This is a genomic window from Amphritea opalescens, assembly GCF_003957515.1.
Classification (GTDB): Bacteria; Pseudomonadota; Gammaproteobacteria; order Pseudomonadales; family Balneatricaceae; genus Amphritea; species Amphritea opalescens.
In genome coordinates this window covers 47,190-68,276 of the sequence record NZ_RQXW01000017.1, presented here as the reverse complement: position 1 = coordinate 68,276, position 21,087 = coordinate 47,190, and the positions used below count along the sequence as shown (strand labels likewise).

Genomic DNA, 21,087 nt, shown 5'->3' with positions numbered 1-21,087 from the left:
GGATGCTGAGCGGAGTCTGTCGCTGGCATGATTTAATGGCGTCTACCCCTTAATCAAACCGTTTAGGCTATTGACTGGCGTTACTCTGTTTTCGGTTATGGCCGTATTTTGGGGCTGTACGTCAGGGGTGTCTGCTCAGCTATATCATTAAAGGAGCGCGATAAATGAAGTTTTTGGTGTTTTTGGGGACGGTGCGCGATAGCACGCCGCCGAGGCCGGCCCGCTTAGGGTTGCGCGTGGCTAAAGCCTGTCTTGAATGCTTAACAGAGCGTTACGATGAACATGAGGTTGAGCTGGTGGACGCTTTAGATTATCCGCTAGAGCCTGTGTTTAAACCGCATTTTGCCTACGCAAAAAACCGAGCCCCTGCACCGCTAAATGAGTTGGCCGAGAAGATAGCCTCCGCCGATGGTTATATTATGATTAGTCCCGAATATAACCACTCAATGAGTCCGGCGTTGGCTAACCTATTAAACCATTTTGGTAGTTCGTTGTTTGCCTATAAGCCAAGCGCGATCCTGACCTATTCGGCTGGGCAGTGGGGTGGCATGCGGGCGGCGGTTGGTATGCGGACATTCCTTGCAGAGCTAGGCTGCTTGCCGGTGTCGGCGATGATCCATATACCTAAAGCACAGGAGGTTTTTGTCGAAGATGGGTCGATGCAAACGGGAGAGGATCAAGCCTCTTGGTTTGATTATTTTGATCGGACGTTGATGCAGTTGATGTGGTGGGCTCAGGCGGCGCAAGTGCATCGCAGCGAGGTTGGCCCTCACAGGATGCTTAGCGATTTTAAAACTAGCCCTGCGGAACGAAACGCTCCCTAGTGTTTAGTCTATTGGTTGAGGGATTTAGTTGAGGGATTTAGTTGAGAGATTTGGTTGAGGGATAAAACAGCCGTCGCCTTTGTCGGGCTGTCTGTTGCCTCAAATGCCGCTTGGGTGCATGAATAGAGCTCGTTTACATCGAGAGTCTCTAAATACTGGCCGTTGGGTCTAGCTCTTTTAGATGGGCAAGAAACAGGGTAAAGATATCGGACTGGGTTGAGGTGTTTAGCCGAGTGTGGATGTTTTTGCGATGGACTTTAACCGTACCTAAACTGATCTCCAAGAGGTTGGCGATCGCTTTGGACGAGTGGCCTTGTAAGATCAACCCCGCAATCTGTTGCTCGCGGGGCGTTAACACACCGCTACCAAAGGTGCTGATCGCTTGGTTCATCGCGCCTTCTGATTTCTCATATTGAACGAATTCTTGTGATTGAGATAACCAGAACTGCCGAATGATCGACTTGATGATCGGGTAGATGGCATTCAGACGAGTCAGTTCTGCCCGGGTGATAGTGCCTCGACTGCTACGGCGGCCGAGTGAGATGGCGCAGCTGACTTTAGGGGCTAGCTCGATGACGAGGTTGATCTCATCAATCAGGTCAAACTCTTTATAGCAGCTTTGATAATACTTGGTGGTCTCAAAACTGTCGGGGGCGATGTCGATCAGGCGGCTAACGCCTTCGCCGAGTGTGCCACTCTGGATCGCATTAAACAGGGGGTCGAGGATATACGCTCGGTTGAGGTAGTTGTGGAGCGTCAGGCTTTGCTCGGCCGGATCGGTCGGGTGGATAATGATAGGCTTAAGGGCTTTTTTAAAGGTCACGACCAACATCGAGTCGAAATGACACTGGCTGGCGAGAAACTTTTCCAGCATGCTGCTGAAGCTAGGTAAGCGGGTGGTATCGATAAGGGCAGCAAGGTCTTTTTGCCAGTTATCTGCAGCGCTATGCGTTGTACGAGTGCTTTGCATGGCATGCCTCACAGTGTAATGAATAAGTCGGTTAAAAAAGTCGATTAAAAAGATCCGACGACAAGAGATCAATAGTGTAGCAAAAGGAGAGGCCCATACCGGTGATATAGGCCTCATTTTGCCGCCGGATAAAGGAAGCTCTTCTTAACTAATGGATTGCAGTGTTAGATCAAAGCAGCGTTGCACTTTGTCGCACAGTTCATCGACTTCCGCATGACTGATCACCAGTGGTGGTGAAAGCACCATTCGGCTACCAACGGCGCGCATAATCAAGCCATTGGCGAAACAGTGGTCTCGGCAGATCATGCCGACGTCAATATCATCACTGAAGGGGGCTTTCGTCGCTTTATCCTTCACTAGCGCGATACCTGCAACCAAGCCAACCCCTTCAATATGACCGACCAGTGGGTGTTCTCCAACCGCTTCACGTAGTTTCTGTTGGAAGTAAGGGCCTATATCTTTCGCGACATAATCAATGATGTTGTCTTTTTTCATCAGTTGGATGTTAGCAATCGCGACCGCGGCTGCAACGGGGTGACCGGAGTAGGTGAAGCCATGATTAAAGTCATCATCATGACCGATAAAGGCGTTGGATATACGATCACCCACGGCTACGGCAGCGATGGGGAGGTAGCCGGATGAAAGGCCCTTAGCCATGGACATAATATCGGGCGTAAAGCCTAGGGTTTCGCAACCAAACCAGCTGCCGGTGCGGCCAAAGCCACAGATAACCTCATCGGCGGCGAGTAGAACGTCGTACTTGGTACAGATCTTCTGAATCTCGGTCCAGTAGTTAGCCGGTGGCACGATCACGCCGCCAGCGCCTTGAATTGGCTCGCCGACAAAAGCCGCAACATTATCTGGACCCACTTCAAGAATCTTCTCTTCCAGTGCTTTAGCGCAAAGGATACCGAACTCTTCTTCGCTCATATCACCGGCTTCACCATACCAATAAGGCTGACGAATTCGGGAGATGTTAGGCACTAATGGGCCGCCCTGGTTGTGCATGCCTCCCATGCCGCCCAGGCTAGTACCACCGATGGTGCTACCGTGGTAAGCATTTTCGCGGGCGATAATGATGTTGCGATAAGGTTTGCCCTGAATAGACCAATATTGACGCACCATGCGCATAATTGTGTCGATCGCTTCAGAACCTGAGTTAGCAAAGAAGATGTGATTTAGGTCACCGGGTGTGACGCTGGCGATCTCTTTCGCTAGCTGTGCGACCGGCGCGTGGGTGGTTTGGAAGAAAGTGTTGTAGTAGGGCAGTTGTTTCATCTGCTCGTTGGCTGCTTCGATCAGTTCGGTGCGACCATAACCCATATTTACGCACCATAGGCCCGCCATGCCATCGAGAATCTTATTACCTTCGCTGTCCCATAGATAAACACCGTCAGCATGGGTGATGACCCGTGCGCCTTTTTTATTCAGAGCGCCAGTATTGGTAAAAGGGTGCATATGATGGTCGGCATCGAGCGCCTGTACATCAGCGGTGATGGATGAATTACTATTATTGTCGAGCATCGATTCTCTCCCTACCAATCACCGGGTGTGAATATTACCGGTGAATAAAACGTTTATATGATTCAGAACACAAAGCATGAGCTGAACTATTTTTGTGATCACTATTTTGTGATCACAAAAATATAAAGTCAACTAGAAAAGAGGTTTTAATTTAAAGCTGGCTTAAAAGGGATGCCGTAACTGTGCGGCCAAGTAGTGGTTGTGGATAGTGTTAAGGCTCTGAATTTTCAATCAGGGAGTGAAGCATCTCGGGGGTGCCGGCGAAGGCGATACCTTCTCGGATATCGGCAGAAATGGCGATCTGCAACGCGTAAGCGTCTTTCTTTTCGATGGCGGCCATCGCTTCATTGTGTCGATCAACCAGATAATGCTCATCCAGTTCGTTGGTGGCCAAGCGCATAAAGGGCCCCAGTTGCAGCCAGAGACTTTCGATTAGCGGCAGGGTGACCTGATGAGGGTTAGCGGTATAGAGGGCGCGGTGAAAGTTCTGATTGAGCAAGCTTATCTGCTCTAGATTATCGGCGGCTTGGGCCTGATCAATGAGAGCGTCTAGGGAGTGCAGTTGTTCGAGGCGCTCGCCATCGATATAGGGTAATGCGCGGGCAGCCGCGTGTGATTCAATGGCGATACGTGCTTCACAGAGTTCATTGAACTTCATTGCCGTCATCTTTGGCACCATGACCCGACGGTTACCCTGAATTTCCAACGCATTTTCGGCCGCCAGTTGCCGCAATGCTTCACGCACCGGCATGGGGCTGACATCCATAATACCGGCCAGTTCTCGGATGGTGAGGGCTCTACCTGGAAGGATCTCACCATACATCACGGCATTGCGCAGCGTCTGATATACCCACTGAGTGATAGTTACAGCGTCGTTGCGCTCGGTTAAGGTGATCTTAATCGGAGATTTCTTGTCCATAATCAAAATAGGTTCTGGCCTTATTTCTGTATCGAGCCTTTAATAGGGCTCTTGTTATATTGAGATCACTAAACAGGTTACATGAATTATTTAGGGGATGTCGATATTGACCATTATAAAAAATTGTGATCACATTGATCTAATGTTTGTGATCACAAAGTAGTAGCGTAACGCTAAAATCAGATTACAACGGTGTGTTGTGACTCTGTTCGGGGCAGGTAATCGATCTCGGTGGTTTTTAGAGACGATGACTTCTCTGGGATAGAGCTAAAAGATTTCGAGTGAGAATCTTATTATGTTTAATAAAGAAGACGATAAAGAGTTTGACCTGTTTATAACCGACCTGAATGGTAACTTGCGGGGCAAGCGATTGCCGGCGAATGCTGTGGGTAAGGTGTTTGATGAAGGGGTCAAGCTTCCCCGTTCAGTCTTAGGCTTTGATTTCTGGGGCGATGATGTTCTTGATAATGGTCTCGTGTTTGAAACCGGTGATATGGATGGTATCTGTATGCCGGTGGGCGACGCCGCCATTCCAGTGCCTTGGGCTGAAGAGTCCCGTGATCAGATTCTCGCCACCATGTTTAACCCCGATGGCACACCGTTTGGCTGTGATCCACGTCAGGTATTGGCCGGAGTGGTTAAGCGCTTTAAAGCATTAGGGCTAACGCCGGTGATGGCCACCGAGTTGGAATTCTATCTGATGGATGGTCGGTCTGAAGAAACGCAGCGACCACAACCGCCGATTCTAACCGAAGGGCATGGTCGTCGACTGAGTGAAACCGATTGTTATTCGATTGATGAGATGGATGGCTTGTCTGCTTTCTTTGCAGAAGTACGCGAAGTCTGCGAAATACAGGGCGTTCCGGCGGATACGATTATTTCTGAGTTGGGCCCTGGCCAGTTTGAGATCAACCTGCTGCATGTTAACGATCCACTGCTGGCGGGTGATCAGGCGATCATGTTCAAGCGCTTGGTGAAGGGTATTTCTCGCAAGCATGGATATTCGTCTACCTTTATGGCGAAGCCGTATACCGACAAGAGTGGTAACGGTTTCCATGTGCACTTCAGCCTATTAGATGAAGCGGGTAATAACGTCTTTGATAATGGTGGCGAAGAGGGTACCGATGTTCTGAAGAATGCGGTGGCGGGCCTGATGCACACCATGCCTGATAGTATGTTGATTTTCGCCCCACATTTGAACTCTTACCGTCGCTTTATGGCTGGCGCTCATGCACCGACCTTTGCGAGTTGGGGTTATGAAAACCGGACAGTGGCATTGCGTGTACCTGAAAGCCCCTGTGTGGCGCGTCGTATTGAGCATCGGGTATCCGGTGCTGATGCCAACCCATACCTTGTATTGGCCGCCGTGTTGGCGGGTGCTTTGTACGGTATCGAGAATAAGTTGATGCCGCCTGCACCGATTGAAGGGGATGCCTATGTGGAAGGTGACCAAGAGCTGATATTGCCTAATAAATGGGATGTGGCAACTGAGCTGTTCGCGGAAAGTAGCGTCCTTGAAGAGTATTTAGGTGAGGAGTTTGTTCGAGTTTTCTCTGCCGCGAAACGTCAGGAACAACGAAAAATTAATGAGCAGATCTCTGATATAGAGTATGAATCCTATCTTGGTTTACTCTAACTTATTGATATTTAATAAATGATTTAAGATACCCATTGAGGGGTATATAGACGACAGGGAGGTTGAAGTACATTTTTACGAGTTGCGGAAAATACTGCGACAGTAATGAGAAGCTTAAGTGCTGCTTTCTTGATCAGGGGGAGCAGCCATGACAAAAACAAGAATAAAGTGTGGCTCTGATGAGCACCGCATTGCGGTATCTAAAGAGTTAATGCTTAGATTGTGTGACAGTTGACGCTGTTAAATCTAAAGCACCAGAACTGGAGTTAAAAAATGAATCCTAAAAAACTTGGTCTTGCGACTGCGTTGGCAATAACAGTATCAACTACAACTTTTGCTGAAGAGCCGGTAGTGAACTTCTATAACTGGTCTGATTACATTAGCCCAGAGGTACTGGAAAACTTTACGAAAGAAACCGGCATAAAAGTTAATTACGATGTTTATGATTCCAATGAGTCACTTGAAGCTAAGCTTATGTCGGGTGGCGCGGGCTACGATGTTGTTGTGCCTACCGGTTCATTTCTAGAGCGTCAGGTGCAGGCGGGTATTTACGCTGAAATTGACCACACAAAACTGACCAACTATGGCAATCTTGATACGGTGATGCTCGAAAAAATTGCCCGTCATGACCCAGACAATAAGCACAATGTCCCTTATGCATGGGGCACTATTGGTTTAGGTTATAACGTCGATATGATTAAGGCGCGACTCGGTGATATGCCGGTTGATTCGCTGGACTTGATCTTTAAGCCTGAGCTGGCCGCTAAGTTACAGGACTGTGGTATTACGGTACTGGATTCGCCGGCTGAAGTGGTGTCCATTGCACTCAACTATTTAGGTCTTGATCCCAACTCTGAGAGTAAGGCGGATCTTGCTAAAGCTAAGACGTTGCTTAGCTCTGTACGTGAAAGTTATCGTAAGTTTTCCTCTTCTTCCTACATCTCTGATCTTGCCAATGGTGATGCCTGTATAGCTCTGGGGTATAACGGCGATATATTGCAGGCGCAGGGGCGTGCAGATGAAGCGGGGCAGGGTATAAAAATTGACTATGCGATTCCAAAAGAGGGTACGGTCGTTTGGTTTGACCTGTTAGCGATCCCTGCTGATGCGCCTCATAAAGAGGCGGCTTACCAGTTGGTTGATTATATCCTACGCGGTGAAAATGCGGCGGCTATCTCAAACTATGCATACTATGCGGTGGCTAATAATGCGGCTACGCCGATGCTGTTAGATGAGGTTGTGAATAATCCTGGTATCTACCCATCGGATGAAGTTAAGGCTAATTTGTTCACTCAGAATGCCCATGCGGCTAAGTTTGATCGATTGTTGACTCGTGCTTGGACTGGGATTAAAACCGGTCGCTAAGCCTGTCCCCGACAAAGGGTCGCTTTTGTCGGGTGAGTTATTCAGTCAGCCTTCAACTCGAGTATGAGCGGGTTATAAGTTGATTAAAATCAGCTGAAGGCTACATCAATAATTCACTGAGTTTATTGCCGAACTCAGTCTTAGAATCAGTATTAGGGTGTCGTATGAGTTCAACAACAATGATTGAGACAGCGGGTGATGCTGGCTTAATAGCATCGCCAGATATCACTGAGTTACCGCTGTGGAAGCAAGAGGGCGCAACGCCATTCTTACGTATTGAAAACATCACTAAAAAGTTTGGCGACTTCACCGCCGTCGATAACATCTCGCTGGATATCTACAAAAACGAACTGTTTTGTCTGCTAGGCGGATCAGGTTCGGGTAAGAGCACCCTGCTGCGCATGCTGGCAGGCTTCGAGTCGCCGACCAGTGGCCGTATCATTATCGATGGTGTCGATATGTCTGGGGTCCAGCCTTGGAAGCGTCCGGTCAATATGATGTTCCAGTCCTATGCTTTATTCCCCCATCTTTCGGTTGAAGACAACGTTGGCTTTGGTTTGAAACGTGAAGGCCTTGGGCGTGCTGAAGTTAAGCAGCGGGTGGCGGAAATGCTGGATATGGTTCAGTTGGGTCATTTAGGTAAGCGTAAGCCTAGCCAGCTATCCGGTGGGCAGCGCCAGCGTGTAGCCTTGGCGCGCTCGCTGGTTAAGCGTCCTAAGCTGCTGTTGTTGGATGAGCCGCTAGGTGCGCTAGATAAAAAGCTTCGTGAAGAAACTCAGTTTGAATTGATTAATATTCAGGAAGAGCTAGGTGTTACCTTTGTAGTGGTGACACACGACCAGGAAGAAGCGATGACGCTGGCCACCCGTATCGGGGTGATGAATAATGGCATAATCGTACAAACCGCTGAGCCACACGATGTGTATGAATACCCTAATAGTCGCTTTGTGGCTGAGTTTGTCGGCTCGGTTAACCTCTTTGAGGGGCGTATAATCGAAGATCAGCCTGACTCTGTACGTATTAATTCTCAGGAAGCGGGCGCTGTACTTTATGTCAGTCATGGTATTAGCTGTGCGCCGAATCAAAAAGTGCATGTGGCGGTACGTCCTGAAAAAATGCGTATTAGTCGAGAGCAGCCGGATCAGCAGGAAAACTGCGTCTGTGGTGTGGTCGAAGAGTATGCCTATATGGGCGGGTTGACGGTCTACCGTGTGCGTTTAGCGAGTGGTAAAGAGGTGCGAGTTACACAGCCAAATACTTCTCGGGAGGCGAGCGAGCGATTAACCTGGAAAGAGCAGGTTTATCTGTATTGGGATCTAGACAGCAGCGTGGTACTGACGGCATGAGCATACAAACAGGTTCTGCCTGGGTGGATGGCTCTGGTTCACGCCTGGCAAAATACAACTTTTTTAAACGGATAAACTGGGGACGGGCTTCGGTGTTTTCCGTACCGACCCTATGGTTAGCTATCTTTTTCTTTATTCCCTTTTTGGTGGTGTTTAAAATCTCTCTCTCTGAGTCCGCCATCGCCGTACCGCCTTATACGGCGTTACTGGATTGGAATGCGGAAGATGCCTATATCAATCTCAAACTGAACTTGGGTAATTACCTCTTTTTGTTTGAAGATTCGTTTTATATCGATGCTTATCTTAGTTCTATTAAGATCGCGGCAGTATCGACATTTTTTACGCTGTTGATTGCGTTTCCCATTGCCTATCTGATGGCGCGTAGCAAGCCTTCCATGCGCGCGCTATTGCTCGCATTGGTGATACTGCCATTTTGGACCTCCTTCTTATTGCGGGTGTATGCCTGGATGGGATTTCTGAAAAAGAATGGTTTGGTGAATGAGTTTCTGATGGGGACGGGGATTATTGATCAGCCGTTAATCATGTTGCAGACCGATTTTGCAGTCTATATCGGTATCGTCTATACCTATCTTCCTTTCATGGTGTTACCACTCTATAGCGCGTTAGAAAAGATGGATATGACGCTGTTAGAAGCGGCCGAAGATCTAGGTGCGCGTCCGACCACGAGTTTCTTTTTAATTACGGTGCCCTTAGCTGTGCCAGGTATTATTGCCGGCTGTGTTCTCGTGTTTATTCCTGCCGTTGGTGAGTTTGTTATACCGTCGTTGCTGGGTGGTTCAGATACCCTCATGATCGGACGGGTATTGTGGGATGAGTTCTTCCTCAATCGTGATTGGCCGATGGCCTCCGCGGTTGCCATTGTCATGCTGATCGTGTTGGTGTTGCCGATCATGCTGATCCGCAACAGTCAGGGTAAAGAGGAGACGGCCTAATGAAACGCAGATCATTATTTTTAAATACGACGGCGACCATGGGCTTTATCTTTCTCTATGCCCCGATGATTGCGCTGGTGGTTTACAGCTTTAATAAATCCAAACTGGTGACTGTTTGGGGTGGTTGGTCCTTAAAGTGGTATGGCGAGCTGTTTCGTAACGATCAGATTATTGATGCCGCGCTGCTAAGTTTCAAGATTGCCTTTATCAGTGCCAGTGTGGCGGTGGTGTTAGGTACGATGGCAGGCTTTGTGTTGAGTCGTTTCGGTCGTTCTCGGGGTAAAATGATACTCTCGGGTTGGATTAGCGCGCCCTTGGTGATGCCTGAAGTTATTACGGGGCTTTCGCTGCTGTTGCTGTTTGTGGCGATGGAAAGCGCGTTTGGCTGGCCTGCGGGTCGAGGCACCAGCACCATTATTATTGCCCATGTGACCTTCTGTATGGCTTATGTCGCGGTGATTGTGCAATCGCGCTTGTCGCAGATGGATGAAACCCTGGAAGAGGCGGCGATGGATCTGGGGGCTAAACCCTCATCGCTGTTTTTTCTGGTGACATTGCCACTGATTATGCCGGCGGTTATTTCGGGTTGGTTGCTCTCCTTTACCCTGTCATTAGATGATCTGGTCATCGCGAGCTTCGTTTCTGGGCCGGGTAACAGTACGCTGCCGATGGTGATTTTCTCCAAGGTCCGTTTGGGTGTTTCACCAGAAGTGAATGCCTTGGCGACCTTGATGATTGCGGTGGTGGCAATTGGTGTGGTGGCTGCGATGTGGCAGATGCGCCGTCAGACTAAGCTGTTGGCGGATCAGGAGTAGATATTCAGATGCGTCCCGACACTCGGGGCGCTGATATCTCAGGTTAAGCAGTATTGGTTTTGATGGCTAGGTTTTAAGTCGGCAAGTAAGCTGTAAAGGTGAGAAGCGAGTGAAAAAGATAGGTATTCTGGCAACCGGTATTACACCTGATGAATTATTGGGTCAGTATGGTTCTTATGCGGATATGTTTAAGCAGCTGTTTGCGTTGATTGACGCAGATTTCGAATATCAGGTATTTGATGTCCGTGAAGGTGTTTTTCCAGAAAACGCTCGGCAGTGTGATGGCTGGGTGATCACGGGTTCTAAATATAATGTTGATGAGCATCGTGATTGGATGATCGCGTTGAAAAAGCTGATTCTAGAGATTGATGCCTGTCATCTTCCTTTATTGGGTATCTGCTTTGGTCATCAGATTATTGCGGATGCGTTTGGCGGTAAAGTTGAAGCCTATGAAGGTGGCTGGGGTGTGGGTCTGCACCGTTATAACCTTGTAGGTAACAATGACTTTATCAAAGATGATAGCGATCATTTTGCGATCAGTGCGATGCATCGCTACCAGGTAACAGAGAAGCCTGAGAACGCCCGTGTGTTTGCTGAATCTGAATTCTGTCAGTATGCGGGTTTAGTGTATGGCGATAATATTTTCACTGTGCAGGCGCATCCGGAGTTTAATCTTAGCTATGAAACCGAACTGGTTAAGCTGCGTAAAGGTGAAGTGATTCCCGATCCGGTGGCCGAAGTCGGTTTAGCTGAGCTTCAGGCGGAAGGTGCGGCCACTGATTCGCAAAAAGTAGCGCGCTGGATGGCTGATTTCTTATTGCGCTAAGCCTAAGTTAACCATTAAAACCGCTCTATTTGGCGGTTTTTTTACGTCTGGAGATTCGATGAAAAAAATTGGTATTTTGGCGACTGGCAGTAATGAGGGTGCATTGCTTGCTGAGTACGGCTCTTTTGCGCAGATGACGGAGACGATGCTGGACGGTCACGAGTTTAGCTTTGTTTGTTGGAATGTTTGGTTGGGGGAGTTTCCTGAAGCAGCAGATCAGTGTGATGGCTGGATTATTACCGGCTCACCGGCAAGCGTTTATGATGAGTTGGCGTGGATCGCACCGTTGGAGCAGTTGATTCGCGATATTGATCAGCGTCGTCAGCCTTTGGTGGGTATCTGTTTTGGTCATCAGATTATCGCGCAGGCGCTCGGAGGAAGGGTAGCTAAAGCGAAGGGCTGGGGCTTGGGTCTTGATTGCTACACACCAGCACCATCTGTAGGCGCAGTGCTTGGGCATGATGGAGTACGATTGCATGTCATTCATCAGGATCAGGTTGTTAAGGTGCCTGAAGGGGCTGAGGTGCTTGCTGGCTCTGAGTTTTGTCCGAATGCAGTGCTGAGGTATGGTCAGCATATTTTTACCCTGCAGGCCCATCCAGAGTTTAAGCTAGATTATATGCGGGCATTGCTTATGGCGATTACCCCTGAACATATTACCGAAGGTGAAGCTGAGCAGGCGATGAGTGCGTTATCGAATCAGCAAGCTGACCCAGAGGCGGTGGTAAGTGAAATTGTTTCGCTGTTGAGTGCTTAGGGTGCTTTGCTGGTGATAGCTGATAGCTGATAGCTGATAGGCGTTAGGCGTTAGGCGTTAGGCGTTAGGCGTTAGGCGTTATGGCAGAAGAAGGTAAGGTTGTGCTGTTAAATCGAGGGCTAGGCTGAAAGTTTTGTGGTGTTTGTGTGTATAAGGGGCAAGGAGAGCAGGGGGGTGAATCGGTTAAGGGTTTTGCTAAATCGCAGACACAAAAAAGGCTTGATATAAATCAAGCCTTTCTCTGGTAGCAACAGATCAAAGATCTGTTAGCTTACGGGGTCTTAAACAGCAACGATGTTTTCTGCTTGTGGACCACGTTGACCTTGAGTTACAGAGAACTGTACCTGCTGGCCTTCTTCAAGAGTCTTGAAGCCATTGCTCTGGATTGCACTGAAATGTGCGAATACGTCAGGGCCATTTTCTTGCTCAATAAAACCGAAGCCTTTATCAGCGTTAAACCATTTAACAGTACCGGTTACAGTAGACATGTTAGTTATCCTATTTTGTAAATAATGTTTTTGCTATCAGAGATAGCGGATGACGCAGGAATTTTTACTATACATTATGGAAACAGGACGAGAAGCTGAAACAGGATCTTCGAAATGATGCATAAAAATATGGTGAATCTTCAAGCTGAAATCTACTATATACAATCCAACCTTTAATGGCAACTCTTTATTTGATTGTTTGTTGTAATAGTGAGTGATTATACCGTTTTGAAAGCGGATTCTGTGGCGACCTCAACCTGATTTCGGTTTTTGGATTTAGCGCGATACAGAGCTAAATCGGTGCGGTTAAACAGACTGACAGTTGTTTCGTCGTTGCTATACTCGGCGACGCCAAAGCTGGCGGTAACGTGCAGTTGTTGATCATTTATGACTTGTAAGGACTCTTCGATCTCCTGCCGCATCTTTTCGGCGATCAGCAGAGCGTTACTCTGGTGACAGTTGGGTAGGACGATAAAGAACTCATCGCCACCCCAGCGACAGAGGGTGTCGGCCTGCCGTAAATTCTGAGTGAGGACCTTGGCGACGTTGGTCAGGATAGTATCTCCTAGCAGGTGGCCATAATTATCATTGAACGTCTTGAAGTGGTCTATGTCGACCAGAATGGTGGAAACGGGGTGCTTTTGACGTTTAGCAAAGTTAAGAATTTGTTGAAATAGCATTTCAAAGGCATGCCGACTAGAAGCGCCCGTCAGAGGATCGGTATTCGCCATATACTCTAATCGACGTTGGTATCCGCCGAGTGTGAAATGCTGTAATAACAGAACAATAATGATTACCGCGAGGCTAATAGTTAGGTTGATCCACAGTGTCGTTGTAATTCTTGCTTCACTCTGCTCGGTGTGTTGCACGATCAGATACCAGCTGAGCTCAGGGATGAAGCGGGTTTTTATCAGATAGGTTTGGTTGTCGTTAGTATAGGTGTATGACCCTTCAGGGCTGCTCAAAATCTCAGGGGCTATATTTTGCAGCCCTTTGACCTCATGTATATCGCTAGCGCCACTGAACTGACTGCCCTGCATTGTGACCTTCCCCTGGGCGTCAATAAAGTACACTTGTCGGCCGTATCGACTTTGATAGGTTTCGATCAACTCTTTGATGGTGGTTGATGCGAGCCCGACGCCAATAATACCGAGTAATTTTCCTTGTTCGTCTGTGACTTTATGATTGACGAACAGGGTGGTGATCGAGGTGTTAGCGGTATCTAAATCGAGATTGATATTAAATTCTTCGGGTGCTTTGCGGCTATGGAAATACCAGCGATCAGCCGGGAGAGTGTCTGAAACCTGCTTGAGGATGCCGGTGCTGTGGTAGTACTTGTGCGTATATTCGGAGACAAAAAAAGCAGTGAAGGCATCGTAGCGTTGTTGAATCGCTTTGAGGTAGCGTTGCATCTGCTCTGGATTTTGTTCGCCCTCTTCGATCCAGTCGTGGACGAAGGTGTCTTGAGCCATGAGTGATGATACGAGTACGGGTTGTAATAGATCGCGTTGAACTTCTGAATAGATGGTGTCACTGGTTAGCGGTAGCGTGTTGGTGGTGATGTGCTGATTCAGTGACTGGTTGGCGACATAGTAACTGATCAAGCTAATAGCGGTGAACGCCAGTGATAACAACAGACCGCTGATCAGAACAAAAGAAGGTTTGCGCAGGTGCAAGCTCATAAAATTTCATCTATCGGTTTAAGTGGATCGACCGCTGAAATGAGAACGCGTGTCGAGCGGTGATACTAGCAGAATTGAGCCTGTTACTCCTATATTAAAAGCATCTATGTTAATCATGAGCTGAATGGTTAGCATCAAGATTGAGATTGTCCCATGCAAAAAAAAACCGCCCAAAAGAGCGGTTTTCGTAGTGAACATGTCGGTGACTTATTTGCCCGTTTTTATGTTTGACCAGGTGCGGCTGCGCACGCGGGCCGTTTTAGCAGGCAGCGTTGCTGGCATGTATAAGCGGTCGCGGGTGCTGGCATCCGGATAGATCGCCGGATCAGCGGTGATCTCTGGATCGACTAGATCGGTTGATGCTAGGTTAGGGTTGGCGTACCAAACATAGTTAGTAATGTCGGCAATGATATCCGGGCGCAGCAGAAAGTTAATAAATTTATGTGCGTTTTCTGCGTGCTTCGCATCGGAAGGAATCAGCAACATATCAAACCAAATTTCAGTTCCCTCTTTTGGAATACTATAGGCAATCTCGTTACCATTGCCTGCCTCTTCCGCGCGCGCTTGTGATTGGAAAATATCGCCTGAGTAGCCGATAGCAACACAGATATCACCATTGGCCAGATCATTCACGTATTGTGATGAGCTGAACTGACGAAGGTAAGGGCGCACCGCTTTGAGGGCTTTGGCTGCTGGGCTATTGTCTTTATGCGCTGCGGTACTGGTGTCGAGTGAAGATTGACCCGTATAGAGCAGAGAAAGAGGGTACATTTCGTCGGGAGAGTCTAAAAAGGTGACACCACACTCGGCCAGCTTTTTCATGTTCTCTGGGTTCAAAACGAGATCCCAGCTATCGACGGGGGCATCAACACCCAAGGCGGCTTGAACCTGTTTAACGTTATAACCGATACCCGTGGTACCCCACAGGTAGGGGACGCCATATTGGTTACCCTGGTCTTTGCTGTCGAGTAGTTTCATCAAGCTAGGATCAAGGTTGGTGAGATTGCTGAGTTTATCTTTTTGCAGTTTCTGAAAAATCCCCGCTTTAATCTGCTGTTCCATAAAATGAGAGCTAGGAACAACGAGGTCATAACCTGAATGGCCTGCTAGCAGCTTTGCTTCAAGGGTCTCATTGCTGTCATAAACGTCATAAACGACCTTTATGCCGGTCTCCGCTTCAAATTTCGCTAAGGTATCTTCAGCGATATAGTCTGACCAGTTATAGAAGTTTAGTACTTCCTCTGCTTGTGCTAGCGGTACAGAGGCTGCTAAGCCTAGGGCAGATAGCTGTAACGTTTTTCTGATCAGATAAGGTACAGTCTTTATCATTATGTTGTGCCTCGTATCGGAGTTGCAGTTAAATAAGTCGGGTGATTTTAAAGACCTCTAATCCGTTATTAAACAGATTAGAGGTGTTTTTTTACAGGTGTTAAACCGTTAGTAGCAGATATTCCCGCTCCCATGAGCTGATAACCTCATGGAAGGTTTCAAATTCTGCTCGTTTAACCCCTAGATAAGCTTTGACGAACTCTGAACCCATAATTTCACATAATTCTGGGCTTTCTTCTAGTAGTGATAAGCCTTCACCGAGTGAACGGGCTACTTCTACTACATCATCTTCGTCGGCCCCGAGAGTGGTAACCGGTTTTGTCGCGTTGAGTTTTTGCTTCATTCCCAGATAACCGCAGGCAAGACTGGCCGCGATCGCTAGGTATGGATTGCAGTCAGAGCCGGGAAAGCGGTTTTCAATCCGGGTCGCGGAGAGTGGCGCAATGGGCACTCGTAAACCGGTTGTACGGTTATCGATGCCCCATTTGAAGTTGATCGGCGCAGCAATATCGGGTGCGAAACGACGATAGGAGTTCACATTTGGCGCATAGAACGAGATCGCTTGTGGGGTGTACTTTTGTAACCCACCCAGATAGTGATAGAACCGTTCAGAAAACTGATTGTTCTCATCCCCAGCAAAGATATTTTCACCGGTTGCGATATCGATCATGCTCTGATGGATATGCATGGCACTGCCGGGCTCATGTTGCATCGGCTTAGCCATAAAGGTGGCATACATATCATGCTTCATGGCGGTTTCACGCAGGGTACGCTTGAAAACAAACACCTGATCGGCCAAGTCCAGAGCATCTCCGTGAAGGAAGTTGATCTCCATCTGTGCTGCGCCAGACTCATGGATCAGGGTATCCACATCGAGGCCCTGAATTTCACAATAGTTGTATAGCGTGTCGATGACCGGGTTGAACTCATTGACCGCATCAATGCCGTAGGATTGGCGCGCAGTTTCGCGGCGTCCAGAGCGTCCGGTGGCGGGCTTGAGTTCATAGTCGGGGTCGGTGTTTTTCTGAATAAGATAAAACTCGACCTCTGGGGCGATCACCGGACGTAGGCCTTCATCTTCATACAGCTTCAGTATGCGACGTAGAACAGAACGGCTGGAAAGCGGGTGTAGCTGACCATCACTGGTATAGCAATCATTGATGACCTGTGCGGTGGGCTCATCGGTCCAGGGAACTAGGCGTAAGGTGTTGGAATCGGGAACCAAGACCATATCTCGATCCGCAGGATCGACAATATCGTAGTGGTTATCGGCCCATTCACCGGTGACGGTTTGTACCAGCAAGGTCTCAGGGATCTTACCTCCGTTTTCGGCCAGATATTTTTTAGTGGGGTAAAATTTACCCCGGGCATTGCCAGTCATGTCTGGCAGGGTCGATTCGACCTCAGTTATCCCGTTCTCTTTGAGAAACCTTTCCACGGCTTCCATAAATCACCTACTTTGTCGTGTTAGTCTGATGGGTGCTATTTACTATAGCGGTAATACTTCTTTGTGCTGAGCTTAGTTGATAACTCAGCGAAACGTCTCGTGATATCGCTACTGCGTATGATGTCAGCGTTCAATCTTTTGTGACTCAGCCTGTTTTGGGTGAGGCACATTCTTTTTGTTAATCGAATCATTATTCGGGTTTTAGGTTATTCTATGACTTTTGCAAAATCAACATTAATTTAATTTTAAATGCCGTTTTATGGGCTTGTTGTTCGATTAAATTAGAATTATTATTCGGTTTATAGTTTTTGTGCCACCCTTTTTTGTTTGATGAATCTATGTTTTATGGAACCCCTGTTTATGAATGCTAACAACTGCCGACCCTCATATTATGTTGATTCAGCCAACCCTCGCCCTGAGTATTCTCCGTTAGTGGGTGAACAGCAGGCGGATGTTTGTATTATTGGTGCAGGTTATACCGGGTTGTCGGCAGCGCTGCACTTGGCTGAAAAGGGCTATTCGGTTCGCTTGTTAGAAGGTGAAGCGGTCGGTTGGGGGGCTTCGGGGCGCAACGGTGGTCAGGTGTGTCAGGGGCATAATATGGGGCACGCGGAACTGACAAAGAAGATGGGGCGGGCAGCGGCCGATGCGCTGTGGCAAAGCTCGCTGGCATCGGTTGAGCTGGTCAAAACGTTAATCGCCGAGCATCAGATCAACTGTGATTTGAAACAGGGGGTGATGCATGTGGCGGCAAAGCCTGGGCATGTCGCCGAGATACGCGAGAGCGTGGCCTATAAACATAAAGTGCTGGGCTACGATAAGATCCGTTTTGTCGATGATGATGAGGTGCAGGGGATGCTCGGCACCGAACGCTATTATGGCGGTGAATATTGGCAAGATGCGGTTCATCTTCATCCGCTTAACTATGCCTTAGGGCTTGCTGCGGCCGCAATCAAAGCCGGCGTGGTGATCCATGAACATAGCCGAGTGACAGGCTATACCGCCGGCAAGCAGGCGGAAGTTCGCACCGATCAAGGCGTTGTTAAAGCGAAATATATTTTGCTGGCGTGTAATGGTTATTTGGACAAGTTAGAGCCGCGTGTTGCCGCTAAAATCATGCCGATCAATAACTTTATCATTGCGACAGAACCGCTCAGTGATGAGCTGTGTCAGCGTATTAACCGCGATGATGTCGCGGTAGCCGATTCTCGTTTTGTGATTAACTATTTCAAATTATCGGGCGATAACCGGCTGCTGTGGGGCGGTGGTGAAAACTACAGTCGTCATTTTCCTAAAGATATACCGAACTTTGTTCGACCCTATATGCTGCAGTTCTATCCTGAATTGGCAGATGTGAAGATCGATTATGGTTGGGGCGGTACCTTGGCGATTACCCTTAATCGGATGCCTCATTTTGATCGATTAGAGGAAAATCTGTTTGTGGCGCAAGGGTATTCAGGTCATGGGGTGGCACTGGCGACATTGGGCGGTAAATTGATGGCTGAAGCGATCAGTGGTTCAGCAGAGAAATTCGATCTATTTGCTCGCGTGCCGACGCCGTCTTTTCCCGGTGGCACCTTGTTACGTTGGCCAGGATTGGTCGCGGGGATGCTGTATTATTCCATGCGTGACCGCTTTTTCTAGCTCTTATCTGTGAATGAAATGGCAGGGGAGTAGCGAGTGTTTTCAGAACCTTGATGATTCAGTCTATAATGCCGTCCTGCAAGGGTCGTTGAATCAGAAGCGTTGGAAGCAAAATTGACAGATAAACGTCGGGTAAAAACAGCACAAGAGTTAGCGCCACGTAATGCGCCGGTGCAGGGGCGCTCAAAAATGCGCTCAAAACAGATTATTGATATTACCGGCGAACTGCTTGAGCGGGTCGGGCTCGATGATCTGAATACCATTTTAATTGCCAAAGAGGTCGGTATTTCTGTCGGCTCTCTCTATCATTACTTCCCCAACAAACATGCAATTCTCTATGCGATGGGTTCACGCTGGCTGGAAACAGTCGAGGCGGCGCTGGATGAAATCGACCGCTGGCCGGTTGAAACCTTACCGATGGCGACGTTGGTGGAGCAGATGCTGGCGCTAAAGTTAAAAACCTATAAACAGCAAAAGGCCATTTTGACGCTGGTGCAGGCGATGTTCTCTGTTCCCGAACTGCGGGAGTTGGATGAGCAACATGATGAGTTAGAGATCTCGAGGATGGCGGCGGTGTTTAAACGCATGGGTATCAATCGTCATCTGAAAGAACGGCAGCGTTTAGGGCGTCTTTATCTTGAGGTGACGCATAGTGTTATGTTGGTGGTCGTGAACCAAAAAGGGGAGCGGGCAAAGCGTACGTTGGCCGATCTGAATATGATTATTTGCAACCTCCTAAGGCAATACTCAGAAGCCGATGATTAAGGCCAGTAGCGTGACCTCATTGGCACAGCTGGAGACAATTTAGACCGAATATCGTGATGCAGGTCTTGTTATGCGTGAATCTTTCAGCAGCAAAAAGTGTGTTGCAGAGCTAAACTGAAATGACCGATAGAGTTGTTATGCCGACAGCTACTTGGGATTTCGGAGTCTATTATGTCTCAGTATATGGTTACCTATATTGGCGGCGATAAGCCTTCTACCGTTGAAGAAGGGCAACAGCATTACGCGCGTTATAAAGAGTGGCTGCTCTCGCTTGGAAGCTGCGTAGTAAATCCCGCGACACCGTTTAAAATCACCCACACAGTACATCCTGATGGCCGCATTAGTGTTGGCAGTGCGTCATCAATGTCGGGCTATACGGTCCTTGAGATGGATTCCATGGCGCTAGCATTGGCAGCGGTAAAAGATTGCCCCTTTCTCGATATCAACGGCACATTGGAAGTGTCTGAGCTGATTAATTAGCCTATTCAAAATAGGCATGAGATAGCATGCAATATTAGAAGCGGCGGTTATTGGCGAGCCTAAATGGGTCAACGGGTTCGGTTTTTGGTGTTGCTGTTGCTGCTCTCAAGATGTCTATACGCCCTGTATTAGGCTTCGACCCCGTACTCTATTGTCTATTCCTTTTGTTATTAGTAGATCAAAGCTGAATGCTGGTCTTTCGAGCGTCAATTGATGCTTAGTTTTCCGTTTTGTTAAAGATATTCATAACATTAAGTCTATCGTCCGTTCTGTAAATACCTACTGATTAGTCTAATCATCGGGTTTCAATTTTAGCGTCACCAATATCTCGCTGCTGTAATGAGTAAGGTTTTTTTGGGGCTCGATTAATGAATGCTGGTTGCTAATTGCCGAGCTGTTGTTTGAACCCAATATGCAGAAAAGAAAGACACCATCATGTTAAATCTTTGATCACTTCATGTTTAAACATCCTTAGAGTGCGTTAAACCATATAGGTTGTTAGTTGGAAATTAAAAGGCATTGACAAATTTTCAAACACATACATACTGGGATGTATGTAAAATAAAAATAAAGTTATGATTGTTATCGAAGGAGTAGACATGACCGTTGCTACACCGTTACCACGAACACAGGCGCAGCGTAGTGCTGAAACACGTGCTTTGTTGTTAGAGGCGACCATCGATACACTGATCGAGGTCGGCTATGCGGATGCTAGCTCGGCTGCAATCGTTATGCGTGCCGGTGTCACACGTGGCGCTCAAGTGCATCACTTCCACAGCAAAGTCGGTTTGATTACGGCCGCGGCTCAGTATCTATTTTCAGGCTTTATTGATGAGGTGCAGGAGTTAGCGACAGAAGTACATAGTTCTGGCGGCGATCTGGAATCCTTTTTACACGGTTCATTGGAGAAGTTTTTCCATGGACGTTTCTTTTTCGCGTCACTAGAACTGATCACCGCTGCACGTACAGATCCAAATCTTAAAGAGAGGCTTATGCCGCTCATCAAGGAGCTTCACGATCAACTCGATGCGCTGTGGCTACGCTTCTTTCAAACAACTGAAGCGTCACCCGCCCGAGTAGAGACGCTCTTGAACATGACGCTTTGCCTCTTGCGTGGTATGGCTGTGCAAACGGTGTTACGTGATGATCCCGATTACTATGTCGAAATTCTCGAGGCTTGGAAGACGATTCTGTCGTCATTCCTAATAAAGCGCGAAGAAGTTATTGAGACGGACGGTCAGCAGCCTCGACAGTCTAGCGGCGAAGAGGGATAAACGAATGATTAAGCCGGCGCGATATGAACAGAGAACAATGTTT

19 protein-coding genes are annotated in these 21,087 nt (G+C 47.9%); 12 read left to right on the top strand and 7 right to left on the bottom strand.

All coding sequences use genetic code 11. From position 1 onward, the window contains the following. The first annotated feature begins 164 nt into the window (after window positions 1–164). Complete coding sequence (locus tag EH243_RS15605; RefSeq protein WP_126159595.1) at window positions 165–824, top strand: NADPH-dependent FMN reductase; 660 nt, start codon at window positions 165–167, stop codon at window positions 822–824. A 148-nt stretch (window positions 825–972) separates the two neighbouring features. On the opposite strand, the gene EH243_RS15600 is transcribed toward EH243_RS15605, so the two are convergent. The 3 genes from EH243_RS15600 to EH243_RS15590 form a co-directional block, all read right to left on the bottom strand. Further along, complete coding sequence (locus tag EH243_RS15600) at window positions 973–1,794, bottom strand: LuxR C-terminal-related transcriptional regulator (protein ID WP_126159594.1); 822 nt, start codon at window positions 1,792–1,794, stop codon at window positions 973–975. A 144-nt stretch (window positions 1,795–1,938) separates the two neighbouring features. After that, a complete protein-coding gene (locus EH243_RS15595; protein WP_126159593.1) occupies window positions 1,939–3,318 on the bottom strand; it encodes an aspartate aminotransferase family protein in 1,380 nt (459 codons plus the stop codon). Window positions 3,319–3,529: 211 nt separating this feature from the next. Further along, window positions 3,530–4,237 carry a GntR family transcriptional regulator gene (locus EH243_RS15590; protein WP_126159592.1) on the bottom strand — a complete coding sequence of 236 codons (708 nt, stop codon included), beginning with the start codon at window positions 4,235–4,237 and terminating at the stop codon, window positions 3,530–3,532. A gap of 295 nt (window positions 4,238–4,532) precedes the next feature. Between EH243_RS15590 and EH243_RS15585 the strand changes: the two genes are divergently transcribed. From EH243_RS15585 to EH243_RS15555, 7 genes are all read left to right on the top strand, one after another. Next, complete coding sequence (locus tag EH243_RS15585; protein WP_126159591.1) at window positions 4,533–5,873, top strand: glutamine synthetase family protein; 1,341 nt, start codon at window positions 4,533–4,535, stop codon at window positions 5,871–5,873. A 273-nt stretch (window positions 5,874–6,146) separates the two neighbouring features. Then, window positions 6,147–7,238 (top strand): polyamine ABC transporter substrate-binding protein, encoded by a 1,092-nt coding sequence (locus tag EH243_RS15580; RefSeq protein WP_126159590.1) that lies wholly within the window; start codon window positions 6,147–6,149, stop codon window positions 7,236–7,238. A 164-nt stretch (window positions 7,239–7,402) separates the two neighbouring features. Then, the gene (locus tag EH243_RS15575) at window positions 7,403–8,584 is read left to right on the top strand and encodes an ABC transporter ATP-binding protein (protein ID WP_126159589.1); all 1,182 of its coding nucleotides are present in this window, start codon (window positions 7,403–7,405) and stop codon (window positions 8,582–8,584) included. Next, entirely contained in the window at window positions 8,581–9,537 is a 957-nt protein-coding gene (locus EH243_RS15570; RefSeq protein WP_126159588.1) for an ABC transporter permease subunit, read from the top strand. Before EH243_RS15575 ends, EH243_RS15570 begins: the two co-directional genes overlap by 4 nt. Continuing rightward, on the top strand, window positions 9,537–10,352 hold the full coding sequence (locus tag EH243_RS15565; RefSeq protein ID WP_126159587.1) for an ABC transporter permease subunit: 816 nt from the start codon (window positions 9,537–9,539) through the stop codon (window positions 10,350–10,352). Before EH243_RS15570 ends, EH243_RS15565 begins: the two co-directional genes overlap by 1 nt. A gap of 109 nt (window positions 10,353–10,461) precedes the next feature. Further along, on the top strand, window positions 10,462–11,178 hold the full coding sequence (locus EH243_RS15560) for a glutamine amidotransferase-related protein (protein ID WP_241235107.1): 717 nt from the start codon (window positions 10,462–10,464) through the stop codon (window positions 11,176–11,178). A gap of 58 nt (window positions 11,179–11,236) precedes the next feature. Then, a complete protein-coding gene (locus EH243_RS15555) occupies window positions 11,237–11,935 on the top strand; it encodes a type 1 glutamine amidotransferase (RefSeq protein ID WP_126159586.1) in 699 nt (232 codons plus the stop codon). 281 nt (window positions 11,936–12,216) lie between these two features. Here the strand turns inward: EH243_RS15555 and cspE are convergent, their stop codons facing one another. From cspE to EH243_RS15535, 4 genes are all read right to left on the bottom strand, one after another. After that, a complete protein-coding gene (gene cspE, locus EH243_RS15550) occupies window positions 12,217–12,423 on the bottom strand; it encodes a transcription antiterminator/RNA stability regulator CspE (protein WP_126159585.1) in 207 nt (68 codons plus the stop codon). Window positions 12,424–12,641: 218 nt separating this feature from the next. After that, window positions 12,642–14,105: a sensor domain-containing diguanylate cyclase gene (locus EH243_RS15545; protein ID WP_126159584.1), complete on the bottom strand. Its 1,464-nt coding sequence runs from the start codon at window positions 14,103–14,105 to the stop codon at window positions 12,642–12,644. Between the two features lie 207 nt (window positions 14,106–14,312). Next, the gene (locus EH243_RS15540; protein WP_126159583.1) at window positions 14,313–15,434 is read right to left on the bottom strand and encodes a polyamine ABC transporter substrate-binding protein; all 1,122 of its coding nucleotides are present in this window, start codon (window positions 15,432–15,434) and stop codon (window positions 14,313–14,315) included. Between the two features lie 100 nt (window positions 15,435–15,534). Continuing rightward, entirely contained in the window at window positions 15,535–16,881 is a 1,347-nt protein-coding gene (locus EH243_RS15535; RefSeq protein WP_126159582.1) for a glutamine synthetase family protein, read from the bottom strand. Window positions 16,882–17,241: 360 nt separating this feature from the next. Here EH243_RS15535 and EH243_RS15530 point away from each other — a divergent pair, with 360 nt between their 5' ends. The 4 genes from EH243_RS15530 to EH243_RS15515 all read left to right on the top strand — a co-directional run bounded on the left by EH243_RS15530 (window position 17,242) and on the right by EH243_RS15515 (window position 21,044). Continuing rightward, entirely contained in the window at window positions 17,242–18,525 is a 1,284-nt protein-coding gene (locus EH243_RS15530) for an NAD(P)/FAD-dependent oxidoreductase (RefSeq protein WP_126159581.1), read from the top strand. 114 nt (window positions 18,526–18,639) lie between these two features. Next, entirely contained in the window at window positions 18,640–19,290 is a 651-nt protein-coding gene (locus EH243_RS15525) for a TetR/AcrR family transcriptional regulator (protein ID WP_241235106.1), read from the top strand. 171 nt (window positions 19,291–19,461) lie between these two features. Continuing rightward, entirely contained in the window at window positions 19,462–19,770 is a 309-nt protein-coding gene (locus EH243_RS15520) for a YciI family protein (RefSeq protein ID WP_126159580.1), read from the top strand. Window positions 19,771–20,369: 599 nt separating this feature from the next. Further along, window positions 20,370–21,044 carry a TetR/AcrR family transcriptional regulator gene (locus tag EH243_RS15515; protein ID WP_164549138.1) on the top strand — a complete coding sequence of 225 codons (675 nt, stop codon included), beginning with the start codon at window positions 20,370–20,372 and terminating at the stop codon, window positions 21,042–21,044. The last annotated feature ends 43 nt before the right edge of the window (window positions 21,045–21,087 follow it).

Bases quoted from the DNA above. Each gene is read 5' to 3' on its own strand.
- EH243_RS15530 (WP_126159581.1), top strand. From the start codon at position 17,242: ATGAATGCTAACAACTGCCGACCCTCATATTATGTTGATTCAGCCAAC.
- EH243_RS15545 (WP_126159584.1), bottom strand. From the start codon at position 14,105: ATGAGCTTGCACCTGCGCAAACCTTCTTTTGTTCTGATCAGCGGTCTG.
- EH243_RS15595 (WP_126159593.1), bottom strand. From the start codon at position 3,318: ATGCTCGACAATAATAGTAATTCATCCATCACCGCTGATGTACAGGCG.
- EH243_RS15575 (WP_126159589.1), top strand. From the start codon at position 7,403: ATGAGTTCAACAACAATGATTGAGACAGCGGGTGATGCTGGCTTAATA.
- EH243_RS15570 (WP_126159588.1), top strand. From the start codon at position 8,581: ATGAGCATACAAACAGGTTCTGCCTGGGTGGATGGCTCTGGTTCACGC.
- cspE (WP_126159585.1), bottom strand. From the start codon at position 12,423: ATGTCTACTGTAACCGGTACTGTTAAATGGTTTAACGCTGATAAAGGC.
- EH243_RS15600 (WP_126159594.1), bottom strand. From the start codon at position 1,794: ATGCAAAGCACTCGTACAACGCATAGCGCTGCAGATAACTGGCAAAAA.
- EH243_RS15565 (WP_126159587.1), top strand. From the start codon at position 9,537: ATGAAACGCAGATCATTATTTTTAAATACGACGGCGACCATGGGCTTT.
- EH243_RS15540 (WP_126159583.1), bottom strand. From the start codon at position 15,434: ATGATAAAGACTGTACCTTATCTGATCAGAAAAACGTTACAGCTATCT.
- EH243_RS15580 (WP_126159590.1), top strand. From the start codon at position 6,147: ATGAATCCTAAAAAACTTGGTCTTGCGACTGCGTTGGCAATAACAGTA.
- EH243_RS15590 (WP_126159592.1), bottom strand. From the start codon at position 4,237: ATGGACAAGAAATCTCCGATTAAGATCACCTTAACCGAGCGCAACGAC.
- EH243_RS15605 (WP_126159595.1), top strand. From the start codon at position 165: ATGAAGTTTTTGGTGTTTTTGGGGACGGTGCGCGATAGCACGCCGCCG.
- EH243_RS15535 (WP_126159582.1), bottom strand. From the start codon at position 16,881: ATGGAAGCCGTGGAAAGGTTTCTCAAAGAGAACGGGATAACTGAGGTC.
- EH243_RS15585 (WP_126159591.1), top strand. From the start codon at position 4,533: ATGTTTAATAAAGAAGACGATAAAGAGTTTGACCTGTTTATAACCGAC.
- EH243_RS15520 (WP_126159580.1), top strand. From the start codon at position 19,462: ATGTCTCAGTATATGGTTACCTATATTGGCGGCGATAAGCCTTCTACC.
- EH243_RS15515 (WP_164549138.1), top strand. From the start codon at position 20,370: ATGACCGTTGCTACACCGTTACCACGAACACAGGCGCAGCGTAGTGCT.
- EH243_RS15555 (WP_126159586.1), top strand. From the start codon at position 11,237: ATGAAAAAAATTGGTATTTTGGCGACTGGCAGTAATGAGGGTGCATTG.